Annotated in this window: 14 protein-coding genes; 5 read left to right on the top strand and 9 right to left on the bottom strand. The window is 64.8% G+C overall.

Annotation, left to right across the window (positions count from 1 at the left end; all coding sequences use genetic code 11):
• Positions 1 to 3: 3 nt before the first annotated feature.
• From IGS58_RS03900 to IGS58_RS03875, 6 genes are all read right to left on the bottom strand, one after another.
• On the bottom strand, positions 4 to 831 hold the full coding sequence (locus IGS58_RS03900) for a carbohydrate ABC transporter permease (RefSeq protein ID WP_070257990.1): 828 nt from the start codon (positions 829 to 831) through the stop codon (positions 4 to 6).
• Positions 819 to 1,709 carry a carbohydrate ABC transporter permease gene (locus IGS58_RS03895; RefSeq protein ID WP_230520702.1) on the bottom strand — a complete coding sequence of 297 codons (891 nt, stop codon included), beginning with the start codon at positions 1,707 to 1,709 and terminating at the stop codon, positions 819 to 821. Before IGS58_RS03895 ends, IGS58_RS03900 begins: the two co-directional genes overlap by 13 nt.
• Positions 1,710 to 1,819: 110 nt before the next feature.
• Complete coding sequence (locus IGS58_RS03890) at positions 1,820 to 3,091, bottom strand: ABC transporter substrate-binding protein (RefSeq protein WP_034786528.1); 1,272 nt, start codon at positions 3,089 to 3,091, stop codon at positions 1,820 to 1,822.
• A gap of 136 nt (positions 3,092 to 3,227) precedes the next feature.
• The gene (locus IGS58_RS03885) at positions 3,228 to 3,758 is read right to left on the bottom strand and encodes a GNAT family N-acetyltransferase (protein WP_099394732.1); all 531 of its coding nucleotides are present in this window, start codon (positions 3,756 to 3,758) and stop codon (positions 3,228 to 3,230) included.
• An 8-nt stretch (positions 3,759 to 3,766) separates the two neighbouring features.
• A complete protein-coding gene (locus IGS58_RS03880; protein ID WP_034786527.1) occupies positions 3,767 to 4,285 on the bottom strand; it encodes a GNAT family N-acetyltransferase in 519 nt (172 codons plus the stop codon).
• Between the two features lie 36 nt (positions 4,286 to 4,321).
• Positions 4,322 to 5,596, bottom strand: coding sequence for an amidohydrolase family protein (locus IGS58_RS03875; RefSeq protein ID WP_070257993.1), 1,275 nt, complete (start codon positions 5,594 to 5,596; stop codon positions 4,322 to 4,324).
• 381 nt (positions 5,597 to 5,977) lie between these two features.
• Here IGS58_RS03875 and IGS58_RS03870 point away from each other — a divergent pair, with 381 nt between their 5' ends.
• The 4 genes from IGS58_RS03870 to IGS58_RS03855 all read left to right on the top strand — a co-directional run bounded on the left by IGS58_RS03870 (position 5,978) and on the right by IGS58_RS03855 (position 12,754).
• Positions 5,978 to 6,799 carry a phasin family protein gene (locus IGS58_RS03870; RefSeq protein WP_230520701.1) on the top strand — a complete coding sequence of 274 codons (822 nt, stop codon included), beginning with the start codon at positions 5,978 to 5,980 and terminating at the stop codon, positions 6,797 to 6,799.
• A gap of 165 nt (positions 6,800 to 6,964) precedes the next feature.
• Positions 6,965 to 8,716, top strand: coding sequence for an ABC transporter ATP-binding protein (locus tag IGS58_RS03865; protein WP_230520700.1), 1,752 nt, complete (start codon positions 6,965 to 6,967; stop codon positions 8,714 to 8,716).
• Positions 8,706 to 10,514, top strand: a complete 1,809-nt coding sequence (locus IGS58_RS03860) for an ABC transporter ATP-binding protein (RefSeq protein WP_070254514.1) — start codon at positions 8,706 to 8,708, stop codon at positions 10,512 to 10,514. The genes IGS58_RS03865 and IGS58_RS03860 overlap by 11 nt, the downstream gene beginning before the upstream one ends.
• 182 nt (positions 10,515 to 10,696) lie before the next feature.
• A complete protein-coding gene (locus IGS58_RS03855; RefSeq protein ID WP_329957968.1) occupies positions 10,697 to 12,754 on the top strand; it encodes a tetratricopeptide repeat-containing diguanylate cyclase in 2,058 nt (685 codons plus the stop codon).
• Positions 12,755 to 12,811: 57 nt separating this feature from the next.
• Here IGS58_RS03855 and IGS58_RS03850 read toward each other — a convergent pair whose 3' ends face one another.
• Together IGS58_RS03850 and IGS58_RS03845 are read right to left on the bottom strand one after the other, a co-directional pair.
• Positions 12,812 to 13,141, bottom strand: a complete 330-nt coding sequence (locus IGS58_RS03850) for a hypothetical protein (RefSeq protein WP_034786523.1) — start codon at positions 13,139 to 13,141, stop codon at positions 12,812 to 12,814.
• 138 nt (positions 13,142 to 13,279) lie between these two features.
• Entirely contained in the window at positions 13,280 to 14,545 is a 1,266-nt protein-coding gene (locus tag IGS58_RS03845; protein ID WP_230522189.1) for a cytochrome-c peroxidase, read from the bottom strand.
• A 166-nt stretch (positions 14,546 to 14,711) separates the two neighbouring features.
• On the opposite strand from IGS58_RS03845, the gene acpA reads away from it, so the two are divergent.
• Positions 14,712 to 16,832, top strand: coding sequence for an acid phosphatase (gene acpA, locus IGS58_RS03840; RefSeq protein WP_230520699.1), 2,121 nt, complete (start codon positions 14,712 to 14,714; stop codon positions 16,830 to 16,832).
• Positions 16,833 to 16,889: 57 nt separating this feature from the next.
• Here the strand turns inward: acpA and IGS58_RS03835 are convergent, their stop codons facing one another.
• Positions 16,890 to 17,813: a hypothetical protein gene (locus tag IGS58_RS03835; protein ID WP_230520698.1), complete on the bottom strand. Its 924-nt coding sequence runs from the start codon at positions 17,811 to 17,813 to the stop codon at positions 16,890 to 16,892.
• Positions 17,814 to 17,857: the final 44 nt, after the last annotated feature.

Below are 17,857 nucleotides of genomic sequence, written 5' to 3'. Positions count from 1 at the left end.
TCCTTATTTATGTTTGAGCATGGAGTTGAGCAGCCGTCCCAGGATGCCGACGAACAGCAGCGGCGGCAGCGCCAGCAGCACGGTGGAAGCGTTCACCACGCCCCACGGCACTTCCTGGCCCATCGACGTGAAGGCCGACGCCACCACGGGCAGGGTCATGCTTTTCGAGGAGGTGAGCGCCAGCGCGATCATCAGTTCGTTCCAGACCAGCACGAAGCTGAAGACGATGCCGCCCATCAGGGTTTTAGAGGCCACCGGCAGGGCCACGTGCCAGAACACCTGGTAAGGGCCGTAGCCGTCCAGCGCCGCCGCTTCCTCGATCTCTTTCGGGATGCGGGCAAACGCGGGAATCGACAGCCAGATGATGGTTGACAGGGTCACCAGCAGATATGTCACCACCATCGACAGGCGCGAGTCGTACAGGCCCAGGTCGATCCAGATCGAGATCAAGGGAATGGCGACGGCGACGGGTGGCAAAAAGCGCAGGGAGAGCAGGAAGAACTGGATATCCTTCTTGGCCGGGATCGGATAGCGGGCGATCGCATACGCGGCCGGCACGCCCAGCACGGCGCCCAGCAACACGGCCACGCCGACGATGGCCACGCTGTTGCCCAGTCCCGTCAGCACTTCGGGGCTGGCCAGCACCTGTTTGTAGTTGGCCAGGGTCGGGCTAAAGAAAAAGCGTGGCACGGGCGTGACGATATCCATCAACTCCTTGAAGGAATTGAGCACGGCCCACAGGATGGGAAACAGCGCCACCAGCACGATGGCGGTGGTAATGGCGGTGGTGGCGGCATGGTCCATGCCGCGCCGAACAGTCAGTTTTCCCATTTGGCGACCCGCTTCCAGAGTAAAGTGAAGATGACAGTCGTGGCCAGCATCATCAGCACGGCCATGCTGGACGCATACGACACCTTGCCCATCAGGCCGATGCCTTGCGCATACGCGTACATGTCCAGGGTTTCGGTGGAGATGCCGGGGCCGCCCTTGGTCATCACGTAGATCAGGTCGAACGAGCGCAGCGACTCGACCATCTTGATGAACACGAGGCTCATGATGGGCACCTTCAGCATCGGCAGCGCAATGTACGCATACACCTGGAGCGTGCTGGCGTAATCGAGGCGCGCCGCTTCCAGCGGTTCGGCGGGCAGGGTTTCCAGCAGCTTCAGGATGACGGCGCCGAAGAACAGGCCCCACTGCCAGATGTCGACCAGCGCCACCGCGTACAGGGCCGTGGCGGGATCGGACAGCAAGGCCGTGCCGCCCAGGCCCACGCACTCGAGCAGCCAGTTGAGGATGCCCATCAGCGGCGAATACATGAACTTCCAGATGAAGGCGGCCGAGACGCGCGGCAGCAGCACGGGCACGATCAGCAGCAGCGCGATGACGTCACGCGTGCGTCCCTTGACTCTCTCGAACAGGAACACGGCCAGCAGCACGCCGACGATCAGCGAGCCGGCCACGGTGACCACTTCCCAGATGGCCGATACCTGCACGGCATTGACGAAGCGGCGGTCGCCGAACAGGCGGATGAAATTGGCAAAGCCGACGTAATCGCTGTCGCTATAGCGCAGCACGCGGTTTTGCAGGGCCAGGTTGATGGCGGCGATGCTGGGCACCAGGCCCAGTATCAGCAGGACCAGCAGCGGCAGCGTCAAAAACACGGCCGGCAGCCAGGTGTGGCGTTTTTTACGGATGGAGTGTGACATAGGCATCGGCTTTCAAGCGTCATGTTTACCCCAAAGGCGAGTACCGGGGTCGGACCCTGAGGGTCCGACCCCAGCCTTTCGCCGTCGGGGGGTGGAACAGTACTACCGGCTTATTTGCGTTTACTAGCCCGTTGCATCACTTCCGTCGCGTACTCGTTGGCTTCATCGAGCGCGCTTTGCACGTCGCCGCGCGTGCCCGTAAATACCTCTTCCAGCACCACGCCCAGGTTGTCGCCGATGTCCGGCCACTCGGGGCTAGGCCAGATGGTGACGCGCGAGACGGGCGTGGTGTCCGTCAGGCCCGCCTGGATCTGCGGCTTGACGTGCTTGCGGAAGTAGTCGCTGGCGATGGTGCTGCTGCGGTTGTAGTCGCTGAAGACGTTGTCCTTCAGGCGCGCCTGCTCCTGTTCCTTGCCCGTGGCGAAAGCGATAAACTTGCCGGCCGCCTGGCGCGTGCATTCATCCTTCGCGCCCGTGGCGGAGATGGCCAGGCCGTGGCCGTAAGCGGCAGACGCCAGCGGCGCGGGCGGGCGCACATAGCCGACCTTGTCGACCACCGAGGATTTTTTCGGGTCTTCCATCCAGTCGGCAAACGGCGTCGACTCGATCATGAAGGCCACCTTGCCCGACCTGAACGCTTCGAGCGCATTGCTCCAGTCGTAGGTGGCGCCGCCCGGCGGCGAATACTTGAACAGGTCGCGGTACAAGGTGGTGGCCTTCACGGCCTGCGGCGAATTGAAGGTCGGCACGCCGTCCTTTTCCCACTTGCCGCCGGCGGCCAGCATGAACGGCGACCAGCGCCACACATTCATGCCCGAGCCGCGCTGGCCCCGCGCCGCCCAGCCATACACGTTGGGCGGGCTGTTGAGTTTTTTCACGGCGGCGACCAGTTCGTCGAGCGTCTTCGGCACGGCGATGCCGGCCTTTTCCAGCAGGTCGCGGCGGTAGAACAGGAAGTCGCTGCCGCCGATCAGGGGCGCGAAATACGCCACGCCCTTGTACGAGGCGACGGCGCGGCGGCCCGGCAGGAAGTCGTCGTAGTCGGCTTCCTTCGGCAGGTATTTGAGCAGGGGGACGACCCAGCCGGCAGTGGCAAATTCGGCCACGTTGGCTTCATCGATGTAATAGATCTGGTAGGAACCGGCCTTGGTGGAAGCATCGAGCCTGGCCTTGGAGCGGCGGTCGTTTTCGCCGAAATAGCTGATTTGTACCTTGGTGCCGCTTTTCTTTTCATACTCGGCGAGGGTCTTTTCCATCACGGTCAGGCCCAGGCTTTTTTGCGCCAGCACCTTGAGCACAGGCACCGAGCAGCTTTGCGCCGAGGCGTCTGCGAACCCGGCGGACATGAGGGCGCCCCATGCAACAGCAGTCATGATTTTCATAACACGTCTCCATTTTTATAGTCCGGCGGTTTTCCACCGGTATGCCAACTATAAAAACAAAGATCGCGCGCCACCACTACAAAAGGCGCGGGTTTCTAAATACTTTTTTTCACTTCCCTGATACGCATTTGCCGTCTCAGTCCAGACGAAAATCCTTGCGGTAGACATTCGTCTCCTTGCCATCCGGCGGCAGGCGCGAGAAACGCTCGAAGCGCAGGCCCAGCTTGTTGAGCAGGTTGATCGACGCCTGGTTCTGCTGCGAAGTGATGCCGTACAGGGTGCGCAGGCGCAGCACGTGCTGCGCATGCTGCACGATGGCGGCCGCCGCTTCCCAGGCATAGCCCTGGCCCCAGTACGCAGGGCGCACGGCATAGCCGATATCGGGGCCGGGCAGGCTGTCGCGGCGCACCAGGCCGGCCATGCCGACAGGCGCGCCGTCGCTGCGGCGCTCGACGATGTACAGCGAATAGCCATGCTCGCGGAACTGCGCCATGGGTCCCGTTTCAAGCGCGGCGCGGGCCGCTTCCAGGGTGTGGATGTTGCGCTGCCCGATGTTGGCGATCCACGACGGGTCGTTGACCAGCTCCATGTAGAAGGCCGCATCGTCCAGGGTAGCGGTGCGCAGGCGCAAGCGGGGCGTCTCGATGACGGTGATCGGCTCTGTCATGGCGCCGCTCATGCCGGCCACTGCATCGGGTCGGTCAGCAGCTGGTACATCACGTAGGCATCGACATAGCCCAGCTGCGCGTGGTGGTAGGCCAGCGGCAGGGTGGCGACGACCGTGAAGCCCAGTTTTTTCCACAGGGTGACGGCGGCCAGGTTGGTGCTGACGACGAAGTTGAACTGCATCGCCAGATAGCCCGCGCGGCGTGCTTCTTCCATGCAGTGCACGCCCAGCAGGCGGCCCACGCCCACGCCCTGCGCGGCGGGATCGACCATGAACGAGGCATTGGCCACGTGCGATCCATGGCCCGGCTGGTTCGCCACCAGCTTGTACATGCCCAGCAGGCGCTCGCTGCCCATCACGGCGACAAAGCTTTGCACGCCGGGGCCGAACCAGTAGGCATGGCACTCTTCGCGCGTGGTATCGGCGGGGAAGGTATAGGTGTCGCCGCCGGCAACCAGAGTCTGGAAGATCGGCCACATGGCGTCGAAGTCGGCTTCGTTGGCCGGGCGGATATCAATTTCTTTCAAAACGGTACTCCCGATAACAAGTGATGTCTGATTGTATCAGCGCCCCAGGCGAAAATTGACCGTTTCGGGCCGTCCCGGCAGGTGCAGGCGCGATTGCGCGCGCGGTGCCTCGCTGACGACTTTCCCCCGCCGCAGCACCAGGCGCCGCGCCGCGCGCAGGCGCAGCGCTTCCACCGTGGAGCTGCAATCGAGGATCAGCAGATCCGCATGGCAGCCGGGCGCGATGCCGTAGCCATCGAGGCCCAGGATGCGCGCCGGCGTCTCCGTCACGGCCAGGAAGCAGTCGTGCATGGCTTGCTGGCCCGTCATCTGCGCCACGTGCAAACCCATGTGCGCCACTTCCAGCATGTCGCCCGACCCCAGGCTGTACCACGGGTCCATCACGCAGTCGTGGCCGAAGGCGACGGGAATGCCGGCGGCCAGCATCTCGGGCACGCGCGTCATGCCGCGCCGCTTCGGATACGTGTCGTGGCGCGCCTGCAAAGTGATGTTGATGAGGGGGTTGGCGATGGCCGCCACGCCCGCCTCGCGGATCAGCGGCAGCAGTTTGCTGACATAATAATTGTCCATCGAATGCATGGACGTCAGGTGCGACCCCGTCACCCTGCCCTGCATGCCAAGACGCTGGCTGTGGAAGGCCAGGGTTTCGATGTGGCGCGACAGCGGGTCGTCCGACTCGTCGCAGTGCATGTCGACCATCAGGCCACGTTCACAGGCAAATTCGCACAGCAGGCGCACGGATTCCGCGCCGTCGGCCATGGTGCGCTCGAAATGCGGGATGCCGCCCACCACATCGACGCCCATGGCAATCGCGCGCTTCAGATTGTCGAAGGCGCCGGGGCTGCGCAGGATGCCATCCTGCGGGAAGGCCACCAGCTGCAAATCGAGATACGGCGCCACTTGCCGCTTGACGTCGAGCAGCGCTTCGACGGCCAGCAGGCGCGGGTCGCAGATATCCACGTGCGAGCGGATGGCCAGCAAGCCGCGCGCCACGGCCCAGTCGCAATACTGCAAGGCGCGATCCACCAGGGCGTCCTGCGTCAATTGCGGCTTCAGTTCGCCCCACAGGGCAATGCCTTCGAGCAGGGTGCCGGAAGCGTTCACGCGCGGCAAGCCGTAGCTGAGCGTGGCGTCCATGTGGAAGTGGGCGTCGACGAACGGCGGCGTGACGAGGTCGCCGGCGGCGTCGATCTCTTGCGCGCCCGCCACGGGCAAGGCGGGGCCGACGGCGGCGATGCGGCCGCCCTCGATGGCGATATCGATGGCGCGGCGCCCGTCGGGCAGGCTGGCATTGCGGATGACAAGGTCCATGCGGACACTCCTTCTGTTGGCTACTTGGGGGCAATGACATCATTGCCATTACATCTACTTCTGTGCGAATGCTGCAGTGCAAAAATATAGCGACTGGCAAAAACATAGCCATAGAATCACGATGCGCGCCTTGCGCGGGCGCAAACATTCGTCAGACAGCAACAAGCTGATGAATACTATGCCGCCATGACAGGGCGGCGCGATAAAAATAACTTTCAACCAACTCGAATCACCGCTAGAATATTCATATTGCGTTGCATCAAAATCAGCCTATGATCAGCTATTCAGCACGCTACCAGCTTTACAAAACGCGGCCAACTCTGGTTTTCGGGATTTTGCAGAGCGTTTTGCCAGCATTTTAATCCGTACAAAGGAGTAAATATGTTTCCGCTTCCTGAACAAATTTCCAGCGCCGCCAAGTCGCAACTGGAAAACCAGCTGCAGATCTTCAGCACGCTGACCAGCAAAGTCTTTGAAAGCGCCGAGAAAATCATCGCCCTGAACTTGAACGCAAGCAAGGCCGCCCTGTCGCAGACAGCGGAAACGGCGCAGCACCTGCTGGAAACGCAGGACCCGCGCGACTTCTTCAGCTACAGCAGCAACCAGGCGCAGCCTAACATCGAGAGCGTGCTGGCCTACAGCCGCCAGCTGTTCGGCATCGCCTCGAGCACCCAGGCGGAATTGCTGGCCTCGGCCAAGGCCCGCCTCGATGCGGTAGCCCCTGCCGCCGCAACGGCCCCTGCCGCTGCCAAGCCGGCGCCGGCCGCCGTACCGGCACCTGTTGCTCCCGCTGCCGCACCTGCGCCAGCAGCGGCCCCAGCGCCCGTTGCCGCCAAGCCTGCCGAAGTGGCCAAGCCTGTCGCCAAGCCAGCGCCCGCGCCTGTCGCCGCACCGGCAGCCAAGCCGGCGGCAGCGCCTGCCAAGGTGGCAGAGAAGGCCGCCGACAAGCCCGCCGTGAAAGCGGTCGAAGCCAAACCGGTTGCCAAGCCTGAAGCGGCCAAGCCCGCACCTGCACCCGCCGCCGCGCCAGCACCGACCAAACCGGCCGCCAAGCCGGCCAGCGCCGTCGGCAAGACCGTGGCCAAGGCCGCCGTGAAGCACGCTCCTGCGCCAGCCGCCAAGCCGGCAGCCAAGGCCGCCCCCAAAGGCACGCCATCGAAGCAGCTCGACATGCTGGGCGGCAAAGGCAGCGGTCGCAAGTAAGCGTCGCGCGCCGCACTGATGCAGCAAAACAACGGGCTACGGCCCGTTTTTTGCGTGCCCGTCCACAGCGCGCTTTTCTACCTTGTTGTATCCTACGCGTACTTTTCGTCCGCGTGCCCGTCCTTCCGCCCCGCGACACCCCATTACTAAAAACAAAAGGTAACCATGAGTTTATCGAGGCTCATCGCCGGCTTCGTGCGTCAGCATTGGCCGGCGTATGCCGCCGCTGCCGTCATGCTGACAGGCGTGGCAACACTGACCGTCTGGATTCCGCGCCGCGTGGGCGCCATCATCGACGCCCTGGCCGCACACCGCATGACGGCGGCCGAACTGTGGCTTGAGCTGCTGACCCTGCTCGCCGTCGGCGTCGTCATCTATTTCCTGCGCGTGGGCTGGCGCATCACCCTGTTCAAGGCCGCCTACCAGCTGGGCGTGATGCTGCGCACGCGTTTCTACACGCGCATGTCGCAGCAGGGCGCGTCGTTCTACCAGAACCAGCGCACGGGCGACCTGATGGCGCTGGCGACGAACGACATCGACGCCATCGAAATGGCCGCCGGCGAAGCCATGCTGGCCGGCTTCGACGGCACATTGACCTTGCTGATGGTGCTGGGCATTATGCTGCTGGGCGTGGACTGGCGCCTGGCCTGCATCGCCCTCTTGCCCTTCCCGTTGATGGGACTGGCCTTCTGGCGCATTTCCAGCCATATCCACACGGCGTCGACGGATTCATTGAAACGCTTTTCCGCGCTGAACGACCATGTGCAGGAATCGCTGTCGGGCGTGCGCACCCTGCGCGCGCTGGGCCTGGAAGAGCGTAGCAGCAAACAGTTTTCCGCCCTGGCCGGCCACGCGGCGAGCGCCAGCCTGACGGCGCAGCGCTGGGAAGCGGCATACGAACCGGCCGTCGGCCTGACGCTGACGGCCGCCACGGCGCTGACCCTGGGCCTGGGCGGCTACCTCGTGTGGCAAGACCAGCTGACCATCGGCGCGCTGACGAGCTTTTCCATGTACCTGGGCCAGCTGATCTGGCCCATGTTCGCCGCCGGCTGGGTGCTCTCCCTGATCGAACGGGGCCGCGCCGCCTGGCAGCGCTTGCAGCCGATGCTGGACGCGCCGCTGGCCATCGACGACCATGGCACTATTGATACGGTGACGCCCGGGCCCCTGCAATTGCAGGACGTCGGCTTCGCCTACGCGGGCCAGACGGCGCCCGCGCTGTCCGGCATTTCGTTGCATTTGGAACCGGGCCAGACCCTGGGTTTAGTGGGCCCGACGGGCAGCGGCAAGTCGACCCTGCTGCGCGTGCTGCTGCGCCAGGTCACGCCGCAATCGGGCACGGCCACGTGGAGCGGCCAGCCGCTGGACGCGTATACCTTACACGCGCTGCGCGCTGCCATCAGCTGGGTGCCGCAGGAATCGTTCCTGTTTTCCGCCACCATCGCGGACAATATCGCCCTGGCCCGTCCCGGCGCCACGCGCGAGGAAGTGGAACGGGCGGCGCAGCTGGCCGACATCCATGCCGATATCCTGCAATTCCCCGACGGCTATGCCACCCACGTGGGCGAGAAAGGCATCACCCTGTCGGGCGGCCAGCGCCAGCGCGTGGCGATTGCCCGGGCTCTGCTGGCCGACAACGGCTTGCTGCTGCTCGACGACGCGCTGTCCGCCGTCGACACGGGTACGGAAACGCGCATCCTGCAGCACCTGGAGGAACTGCGCCGCAAGCGCCCCGAACGCAGCGCCATCATCGCCAGCCACCGCCTGAGCGCCGTCGTCAACGCGGACCTGATCCTGGTGCTGCGCGACGGCCACGTCACGGAAACGGGCAACCACGACGCGCTGATGCAGCGCGACGGCTGGTATGCCAGCCAGTGGCGCTATCAACAACTGGAGGCCAGCCTCGATGCCATCTAAGACCGACCAAGCCACCACCGCCACGCAATCCGTGCGCCGCCAGGCCGCGCAAGCCATCGGCCTGCTGCGCCGCGCCGCCGCGCCCGACCTGCGCCATTTATACTGGGCCACATTCTGGCTGATCCTCGCCGCCGCCCTGGAAGTGACGGGGCCGATCCTGGGCAAGGCCCTGATCGACCAGCATCTGCTGCCACGCAACCTGGACTGGACGCGCATGTCGCTGCTGCTGGGCGGATGCCTGCTGACGGGCTGGGTCGCTTCCGGCCTGCGCTATCTGCAGCTGGTGCGCCTGTCCGGCCTGGCCATGCGTTCGGTGCAGCGCCTGCGCGAAACCGTCTACCAGCACGTGCTGCGCCTGCCCATGGCCTTCTTCGACCGCGCCATCACGGGACAACTGGTCAGCCGGGTCACCAACGACACGGAAGCGGTGAAATCGCTGTACGTGCAGGTGCTGTTCGTCATCCTCGACAGCTCCATCGTGCTGGTCGGCACCATGGCCGCCATGGCCTTCCTCGACTGGCGGCTGATGCTGATCGTGCTGGCCCTGCTGCCGGCCGTGCTGGCCATCGTCTTCCTGTACCAGCGCTGGAGCGCGCCGGCCGTCACGCGCGCGCGCGCCCTGCGCAGCGAGATCAACGGCCAGATCGCCGAATCGATCGGCGGCATGAGCGTGCTGCAGGCGAATAACGCGGAAAAGCGCTTCGGCGCGCGCTTCACGGGCATCAACCAGGACCACTACACGGCGCGCATGCAGGAATTGCGCGCCAACGCCTGGCTGCTGCGCCCTGCGCTCGACATGCTCAACATCGTGCTGCTGGCCGTCGTCATCTTCAGCTTCGGCCGGCGCGAGATGGGCGCCGTGGAAGTGGGCGTGCTGTATGCGTTCATCAGCTACATCGCGCGCGTGATCGAACCCTTGATCCAGATCACCATGCAATTCAGCCAGTTGCAGCAGTCGGTGGTGGCCACGGCCCGCGTCTCGGCCCTGCTGGACGAAGCGCAGGCGCTCGAGCATGCACAGGGAAGGGAAACACCGGCCCTGCGGCAGACGAAAGCGGGCAGCGACCTGCCCGCCGTGGACATCCAGAACCTGACGTTCGCCTACGTGGAAAACCAGCCCGTGCTGCACGACCTGTCGCTGACGATTCCGCAGGGCGCCTTCTTTGGCATCGTCGGCCATACGGGCAGCGGCAAGTCGACCCTGCTGTCGCTGCTGCTGCGCTTTTATCCCGTCGCGCGGGGCAGCATCGCCATCAATGGCGTGGCCCTCGACAGCATCGACAACGAGCACTTCCGCGCCGACGTGGGCCTAGTGCCGCAAGACCCCTTCCTGCTGGCGGCCTCGGCGCGCGAAAACATCGACATGGGCCGTGGCTACACGCAGCAGCAAATCGAGACGGCAGCCCGCGCCGCGCATGCGCACGATTTCATCGCCGCGCTGGAACACGGCTACGACACGCCGCTGGGCGAAGGCGGCTCGCGCCTGTCATCGGGGCAGAAGCAGCTGATCGCGATTGCCCGCGCGCTGGCCGGCCAACCGCGCATTCTGCTGCTCGACGAAGCGACGTCGCGCATCGATAGCCAGACGGAGCAGATCGTGCAGCAGGCCCTCAACGAGTTGCGCGGCAAGGTGACCATCATCGCCATCGCCCACCGCCTGTCGACCATCCGCGAGGCCGACCGCATCATCGTGCTGAACCACGGCCGCATCACGGAAGCGGGACCGCACGATGCCCTGATGCAGATCGAAGGCGGCCTGTACCAGCGCCTGTACCTGCTGCAGCAGCTGGCGCAGTAAAGGGGCCTTGTCAATGCCGGCAGTGTGCACTTTCGCAAATTTCTGTGCCCTGCATGATATTTCTTGATTGCAACAGAATATAATCTGTTACAGACAGGTGTCATTGCGGGAGCGGGACGTTGGCAGGCAGACAGAATCGGGCATCATGGCGAAAGGCGCATTGGCTGCTGGTACTGGCCTGCTTGCTGCCGCCCGCCAGCCATGCCCAGGTCAGCAAGCTGGAACAGCATATTGCCGCCGTGCGCGAAGATGGCCGCTTCGTCCCCGCGCGCGCCCTGCAGCGCCTGGAGGAGGTGGAATCGCAGGCGCGCAGCGCTCCCCTGCTGGTGCGCGCGGAATTCCTGACACAGCTGAGTACCGTGCGCATGCGCCTGGGACAGAACGATATCGCCATGCGCCTGGCCGAGGAACTGATCGCCTACGCCCGCCAGAACAAGAGCGACGTGGCGCTGGCAAAAGGCATCCTCTGCAAAGCCTATGTCACGTTCGCCATGAACGAGCGCCGCGCCTCGCACCTGCTGGCCTTTGAGGCGGAACGCATCGCCAACCGCACGGACGACCTGCCCGTGCGCGTGCAGGCCACCATCAGCGCGGGCCAGTCCTGGGCCGAGGAAGGCAATTTCCCGTTTGCGCTGGCCAAGCTGCAGGCGGCTGTCGACCTGGCGCGCCAGAGCAACTCCCCCTCCAGCCTGGCCGCCGCGCTGAATGCCCTCACCCTGCTGTACACGCAGATGCGCGAATACGACAAGGGCTTCGAGGTACTCGACGAATTGCTGGCCGTATCCGGCACCCTGGCATCGCCGGGCCGCATGGCGCAGGCAAAGAATACGGAATACGGGCTGGCGCTCGACGCGCAGCAGCCGCAGCGGGGCCAGCGCGCCCTGCTGGCGGCCCTGGCGCTGGAGCGCCAGCTGGGCGCGCGCGGCATGGTCGCCGTCACCCTCGTCAATCTGTCGGACAGCTATCTGAAGGAAGGCGACTACACGCGCGCCCTGCGCTTTGCGAATGAAGCCATCACGGCGGCGCGCCTGGTCAACAATGAACAGGTGGAGGCGACGGCGCGCCTGAACATCGGCCAGGCGCTGATCGGCCAGGGACGTTTACAGGAAGGCAAGCAAAGCGTGGCCACGGGCCTGGCCTACTACGAACGCACGGCCAACCAGCCGGAAATGCAGGCCGTGATGCTGGAATACGGCATGGCGCTGGAAAAGGCAGGCGACCTGCGCGGCGCCGTCACGGCGTATCACCGCGAACGGGGCATCTCGAACCAGCTGTTCGAGAAACAGCGGCAAAAGGCCGTATATGAGCTGCAGGAAAAGTATGAGGCGGAAAAGAAACAGCGCCAGATCGAGCTGCTGAGCCGCGAGAATCAGATCAAGAGCACGGAAATCGACAACCGCCGCCTGCAGCAGCGCGTATGGTGGCTGCTGGCACTGGTACTGGCCATGGCGTCCGTGATCGTCGGCTTGCTGTACCGCAAGGTGCGCCACGCGAACGTGCAGCTGAAGGTGAAAAATCAGGAACTCAAGCGCCAGAGCTCGCGCGACCCGCTGACGGCCCTGTACAACCGCCGCCATTTCCAGGAATTCATGCGCAGCCATGCGGGCAAGCCGCAGCCGTCCTATGGCGGCGCCGATGTCGTGGGCGCGCTGTTCCTGCTCGACGTCGACCATTTCAAGCACATCAACGACGCTTACGGCCATGCGGCAGGCGACCTGGTGCTGACGACGATCGCCGAAACCCTGCACGAAGTGCTGCGCGAAACGGACATGATCGTGCGCTGGGGCGGCGAAGAATTCCTCGCCTTCCTGCCAGCCGTCGCGCGCGACGGACTCGACGATATCGCGCGGCGCATCCTCAACGGCATGGCGGCGCAAAGCATCCACTACCAGGGGCAAGCCATCAAGGTGCACGTGTCCGTGGGCTTTGCGCCCTATCCGCTGGCGCCGCTGGGACGGCCGCTCACGTGGGAGCGCAGCGTCAACCTGATCGACATGGCGCTGTACCTGGCCAAGGCGCACGGGCGCAACCGGGCGTATGGCTTGCGCGGTTTTCAGCAGGTGGAAAGAACGACCCTGGAGGCGGTGGAGCAAGACCTGGAACGCGCGTGGCGCGACGGCTTTGTCGATTTGAGCGTGGTACTGGGGGGCGCGGACGAGGTGGACAAAACGGAGACGGCGGGGAAGAAGAGGCCAGGCGGCCAGGCCAGCGATGGCGTCGCCGCAGCCGCCATCACCTGACGACAGCTGCGGGGGCCGGGCCGGAAGTGGCCGGCCCTGGCGCGCCTGTTACGCTGATTACTTGTGCGCGGATTCCTGCATCTTTTCGCCGGCTTTTTCCACTTTCTTGCCGACGGCATCGGCCGCTTCGCTCATTTTCTTGTCGGCGTCAGCGGCGACCTGGTCCATCTTGGCGCCCGTATCGGCAGCGGCCTGGCTCACGGCAGCGTCAGCTTTGGTAGCGGCGGCCTTGATGTCGGCTTCAGCCTTGGCAGCGGCCGCATCGATCTTCTGGCCAGCCTGTTCAGCAGGGCCTGCAGCGACATCGTCCTTCTTCTGGCAGGCAGCCAGTGCCACAACCATCATCCCGGCGGCGCACACGGTCATCCAATTTTTGCTTACTTTCATGATATTCCCTTTCATTGTTATCAAAAGACACAGATCAGTTCGCAATATACACCTGCCTAAAATTTTCTAGCGTGCGCTAACGCACATAAAAACAGGCTTTTGTGGCGTAGTTGTAAGCAATGGTATCCTGATATCTTTTCAGCCATGTTTTCCCTGTGCCGGGCGGGGTGCCTGATAGCCATCCGTCAGGGTATGCAGGAAGGCGATCACGTCGGCGATCTCCGTTTCGTTCAGGGCGGGCGCCTGGCCCGGCTGGCGGTCGAATGGCGCTTCCACGTTCACGTTCGCCACCAGGCCGGGCGGCAAGTCGTCGTATTTGCGCACCTTGCCGTGCTTATCTGCCGGATACCATTTTTGCGGCGCCGTATCGCGCTGCACGTAAAAACGCAGCACCTGCTCCAGGCTGTCAAAGCTGCCATTGTGGAAAAACACCTTGCGCAGGGCGACATTGCGCAAGGATGGCGTCTTGAAGCTGCCGCAGTATTCCTTGTGCTCCATCAAGTCGGTGCGGTCCGGACCGCACAAGCCCATGTCGAAGAACGCCGGGTCCGCATTGACGGGCAGCTTGCCATTGCGCGGCACGCCGATATTGATCAAGCCGTAATCCGTAAATTGGGGAAAGGCGCCGCCGGCACTCACCTGGCTGATATGGCAGGACGCGCAATTGCCCTTGCGCTCATCATTGAACAGGGCCAGGCCGCGCGCTTCCTGCGGGCTCAGGACGGCCTGCTTGCGCAGCACGGCGTCGTACTTGCTCGTGTACGGATAGAAGTCCAACGGGCTTTCCTGGAACACTTCCAGCGACATCAGCGCCCAGCGCAGCGCCTGGCCCGGCTGTTCGAAGATATCCGCGCCATACGTCTGGCGGAACTGCGCCGCCAGAGGGCCGGCCCGCAACTTGGCGACGACGGCGGCCGCATCGCGGTTGCCCATCTCGCGCGGCGACAGCAACGGCGCCAGCGCCTGTTCGTGGCCGGACTGGGCGCGGCCATCCCAGTTGCGCCCGCCCGTGGGGCCCGCGTCGACGCTGTCGTCGCCATCGTCGTCATGGAAATGCTCGGTAAAGGCGGGCGCCGTCTGCAGGTAGCGCAGCGACGGCGCGGCCCGCGTGCCCGCATCCTTCAGTTCGGGGCCGCCCAGCTGCACTGCCAGGGCATTTGGCGGGCCATACGCGTGATCCGGACTGTGGCAGCTGGCGCACGCCATCTTCCCCGAGACGGACAGGCTGGGCTCGAAAAACATGGCGCGGCCCATGGCCGTCATCTGGGCCACGGAAGGCTGGCGTTGCAGGGTGGGGGCGTATGCGCCCGGCTTGGCTGCGGCTTCTTTCTGCGCTGCCGGATGGCAGGCGGCCAGCAGGCAGGCGGCTACAAAGGCAAGCAGCAGGGAGGGATTCGTTTTCATCATGGGCTGGCAGCGTAGCAACGGCATGTGACAGCTGCGTGACAAAACCCTGCAAAACCTCATGTATCAAGTCCGTACATTACGTCATGTAACAGGCGCCGACATGTCACGCAGCTGACATATTGCCTGCCTAGCATGCGACGTTTTCCACCCAGAAGGCATGAAAATGAACTTGCACGCAAAAACCTCTTTACGGCCCCTGCCGTTGTTACTGACGCTGGGCCTGGCCGCCTGCGGCAGCAACTATGCGATCACGCCCAGCACCCATGGCCAGGTGATCGGCAGCTACTATGAAAACGCCCAGGTGTGCCTGGAAAGCGCCACCGCCAGACTCACGTGCGACAGCGCCTCCGCCGCCGTGCGCACGGCCGCCGACGGCAGCTACACGCTGGACGGCCAGGGCGCCGTGCTGGTGACCATCGGCACGGATGCCATCCGCCATGAAGCCATCGGCGACGTGGGCAGCAAGGTGACGCAAAAACTGCTGCTGCGCGCCCCCGCCGGGCACAGCGGTTTCGTCAGCGCCCTGTCGACGGAACTGGCGCAAGTCATGGACGGCAACGGCGGCGACTTTGCGGCCGCCAGCAGCAAGCTGGCCGCGCGCCTCGGCGTGTCCGAAGCGGCCCTGGCGTCCGACTTCAACAAGGCCAGCGGCGACGAATTGACAAAACTCAAGGCGGAAAACGCCAGCGTGACGACATTCATCGCCAGCGCCAGCGCGCAGGCGGCGCCCGCCGACGCGCTGGCTGCACTGAACAGCGCGCTGGCGCTGAACAATATCCAGACCATCGTGGTCATCTACGCGGAAAACCGCGGCTTCGACAATCTGTACGGCCTTTTCCCGGGCGCCAACGGTGTGCCGGGCGTGAACCCCACCTCCAGCACCGCATACGTGCCGCAGAAGGACGTCGACGGCAGCACCCTGCCCGTGCTGCCGCCCTCCTGGGGCGGCATGACGGCGGCCGGCCAGAGCACCGTCATCACCCAGGCGCAATCGGCCAACCTGCCCAACAAGCCGTTCCAGATCGATGATGCCAACAGCCCCCTGTACCTGCCGCAATCGGTGATCACGCGCGACCTGGTCCACCGCTTCTACAACAACCAGATGCAGATCAACGGCGGCGCCAGCGACAAGTTCGCCGCGTATTCCGATGCGGGCGGTTTGAGCATGGGCTATTACGACGGCAGCAAGATGCAGCTGTGGGACATCGCCAAACAATATGCGCTGGCCGACAACCTGTTCATCGGCGCCTTTGGCGGCTCCTTCCTCACGCACCAGTACCTGATCTGCGCCTGCGCGCCCACCTATCCGAACGCGGACACCTCGGTCGCCAAGGGCTCGATCGCGAAGATCGACGTCGACGCCAACGGCAACTTCCTGCGCCTGACGCCGTCCGCCACGGCGCCAAGCACCGTCCTGAACGGCGCGCCTGCCTATGCCAACGACGGCGCGCTGACGCCGGCCGACAGCACGGGCATGTTCTACGCCGTCAATACCATGCAGCCGCCATTCCAGCCCAGCAGCAACGCGCCCGCCTCGGGCGACAGCAGCAAGCTGTATGCGGACACGGGCAAGGCCACCACCCTGCCGCCGCAAACGCAGACGAATATCGGCGACTTGCTCTCTGGCAAGAACATCGACTGGGCCTGGTATGCGGGCGCCTGGAAGGACACGACGGCCCTGGCCACGGCCGGCGCGCGCGCCGGCAGCTTCCCGAATCCCCCGAACTTCCAGTTCCACCACCAGCCCTTCAATTACTTTGCGAATATGGACCCCGTGAAGGCGCCCGCCTACCGCGCCGCCCACCTGCGCGACTTCGACAGCCAGTTCCTGGCCGACGCGAGTGCCGGCAAGCTGCCGCCCGTCACCTTCTACAAGCCGCAGGGCAACCTGAACCAGCACGCGGGCTACGCCAGCGTGGCCGACGGCGACGCGCACATCGCCGGCGTCATCGCCCAACTGAAGAAAAGTCCGCAATGGAAAAACATGCTGGTCATCGTCACCTACGATGAAAACGGCGGCTTTTATGACCACGCCACGCCGCCGAAGGGCGACCGCTGGGGTCCGGGCACGCGTGTGCCGGCCATCCTCGTTTCGCCCTACGTGAAAAAGGGATTAGTTGACCATACGCAATATGATTCGGCGTCCATCCTGCGCGCCATCACGCACCGCTTCGCCCTGCCCGTACTGGACGGCTTGAGCACGCGCGACAAGGCGCTGGCGGCCAACGGCGGCAAGCCGATGGGCGACTTCAGCGCGGCGCTGGCGCTGGTGCCGCAAGAGTAAGGCTGAGTAAAATTCGCCCGCCCGGCTTGACCCTGGCGGGCGTTTTACATGTTGGCGCTACTGGCCGGGGGACGCATCGAGCAGCGAACGTTCGAGCAATTGCGACAGCGCCGTGCGCAGCGCCTGCGTGCGCGCCGCCAGTTCCGGCCGCTTGTAGCGCTCGGCGGCAATCAGGCTGCTTTCCAGGCACACCCGGTCCGAACGCGCCAGGCAGGCGTCGGCCAGGTCGAGCTGGGCGCTGGCCAGCGCCACTTTCACCTTGGCGTCGAGTTCCAGCGTGTCGGGATCGTCGCCCCAGCGCTTGACGTGCACGGCCATGCGCGTGGCGGCCAGCTCCGGCTTGCCCGCGTCGAGGGCCTGGTTGACGCTGCCTTGCAGCGCCAGCCACGCCTGCGCCCGCTGCTGTTGCCTGTCGCAGGTAGCGGCGGACTTGGTGATGCTTGCCTGCAAGCGCTTGATCTGCGCGGCGGGCGCCTTGGCGCTTTTCAGCACGGCCAGCGCGCTGCGCGCCCCGTCTAGGTCGCACTGCGCCGCCAGCGCAGTGGCGGCCTCGACCTGTTCCGCCACGCTGGCAGGCTTGTCGGCGGGCTTGTTGAAAAACCAGATACCGGTCAGCACCACTGCCGCCGCGATCCACGTGCGCAAGCGCACGGGCGGGCGCGGCGGCGGCACCGAGCCCCTGGTGGCAGGCTTGGCGGGCGGCGCCTTGGCTGGCGCAACCGCCGGCGCGGCAGGCGCTGGCGGAATTGCCTGGGGAACGGGTGCGGGCTGCGGCACGGGGGCGGGCGCAGGCGAAGGAATGGGCGGAGCCGCGGGCACCGGCGGCGGCATGCGCGGCACGGGCGGCGGCGCTACGGCTTTCTCCAGAACAGGCGCTTGCGCCATCTGGCGCGCGCCGCAAAACGGGCAATGCGCCACGCGCAGCGGCAAGGTCCGGCCGCAAGCGGCGTTGATGCAAACGTCATTCACTGTTTCAGACACATTCCAACCTTCTGCTGATGCAACAACGCAAGGCATACGATCAA

This window comes from Janthinobacterium sp. EB271-G4-7A, from assembly GCF_020858075.1.
Classification (GTDB): Bacteria; Pseudomonadota; Gammaproteobacteria; order Burkholderiales; family Burkholderiaceae_D; genus Janthinobacterium; species Janthinobacterium lividum.
Note: the sequence above shows the minus strand (reverse complement) of the source record. Positions and strands in the feature narration are given on the sequence as shown.

What these genes read in the sequence shown, in the direction of transcription:
- IGS58_RS03865 (WP_230520700.1), top strand. Translation starts at nt 6,965, where the DNA reads ATGAGTTTATCGAGGCTCATCGCCGGCTTCGTGCGTCAGCATTGGCCG.
- IGS58_RS03895 (WP_230520702.1), bottom strand. Translation starts at nt 1,709, where the DNA reads ATGTCACACTCCATCCGTAAAAAACGCCACACCTGGCTGCCGGCCGTG.
- IGS58_RS03850 (WP_034786523.1), bottom strand. Translation starts at nt 13,141, where the DNA reads ATGAAAGTAAGCAAAAATTGGATGACCGTGTGCGCCGCCGGGATGATG.
- IGS58_RS03860 (WP_070254514.1), top strand. Translation starts at nt 8,706, where the DNA reads ATGCCATCTAAGACCGACCAAGCCACCACCGCCACGCAATCCGTGCGC.
- IGS58_RS03845 (WP_230522189.1), bottom strand. Translation starts at nt 14,545, where the DNA reads ATGAAAACGAATCCCTCCCTGCTGCTTGCCTTTGTAGCCGCCTGCCTG.
- acpA (WP_230520699.1), top strand. Translation starts at nt 14,712, where the DNA reads ATGAACTTGCACGCAAAAACCTCTTTACGGCCCCTGCCGTTGTTACTG.
- IGS58_RS03885 (WP_099394732.1), bottom strand. Translation starts at nt 3,758, where the DNA reads ATGACAGAGCCGATCACCGTCATCGAGACGCCCCGCTTGCGCCTGCGC.
- IGS58_RS03890 (WP_034786528.1), bottom strand. Translation starts at nt 3,091, where the DNA reads ATGAAAATCATGACTGCTGTTGCATGGGGCGCCCTCATGTCCGCCGGG.
- IGS58_RS03870 (WP_230520701.1), top strand. Translation starts at nt 5,978, where the DNA reads ATGTTTCCGCTTCCTGAACAAATTTCCAGCGCCGCCAAGTCGCAACTG.
- IGS58_RS03900 (WP_070257990.1), bottom strand. Translation starts at nt 831, where the DNA reads ATGGGAAAACTGACTGTTCGGCGCGGCATGGACCATGCCGCCACCACC.
- IGS58_RS03875 (WP_070257993.1), bottom strand. Translation starts at nt 5,596, where the DNA reads ATGGACCTTGTCATCCGCAATGCCAGCCTGCCCGACGGGCGCCGCGCC.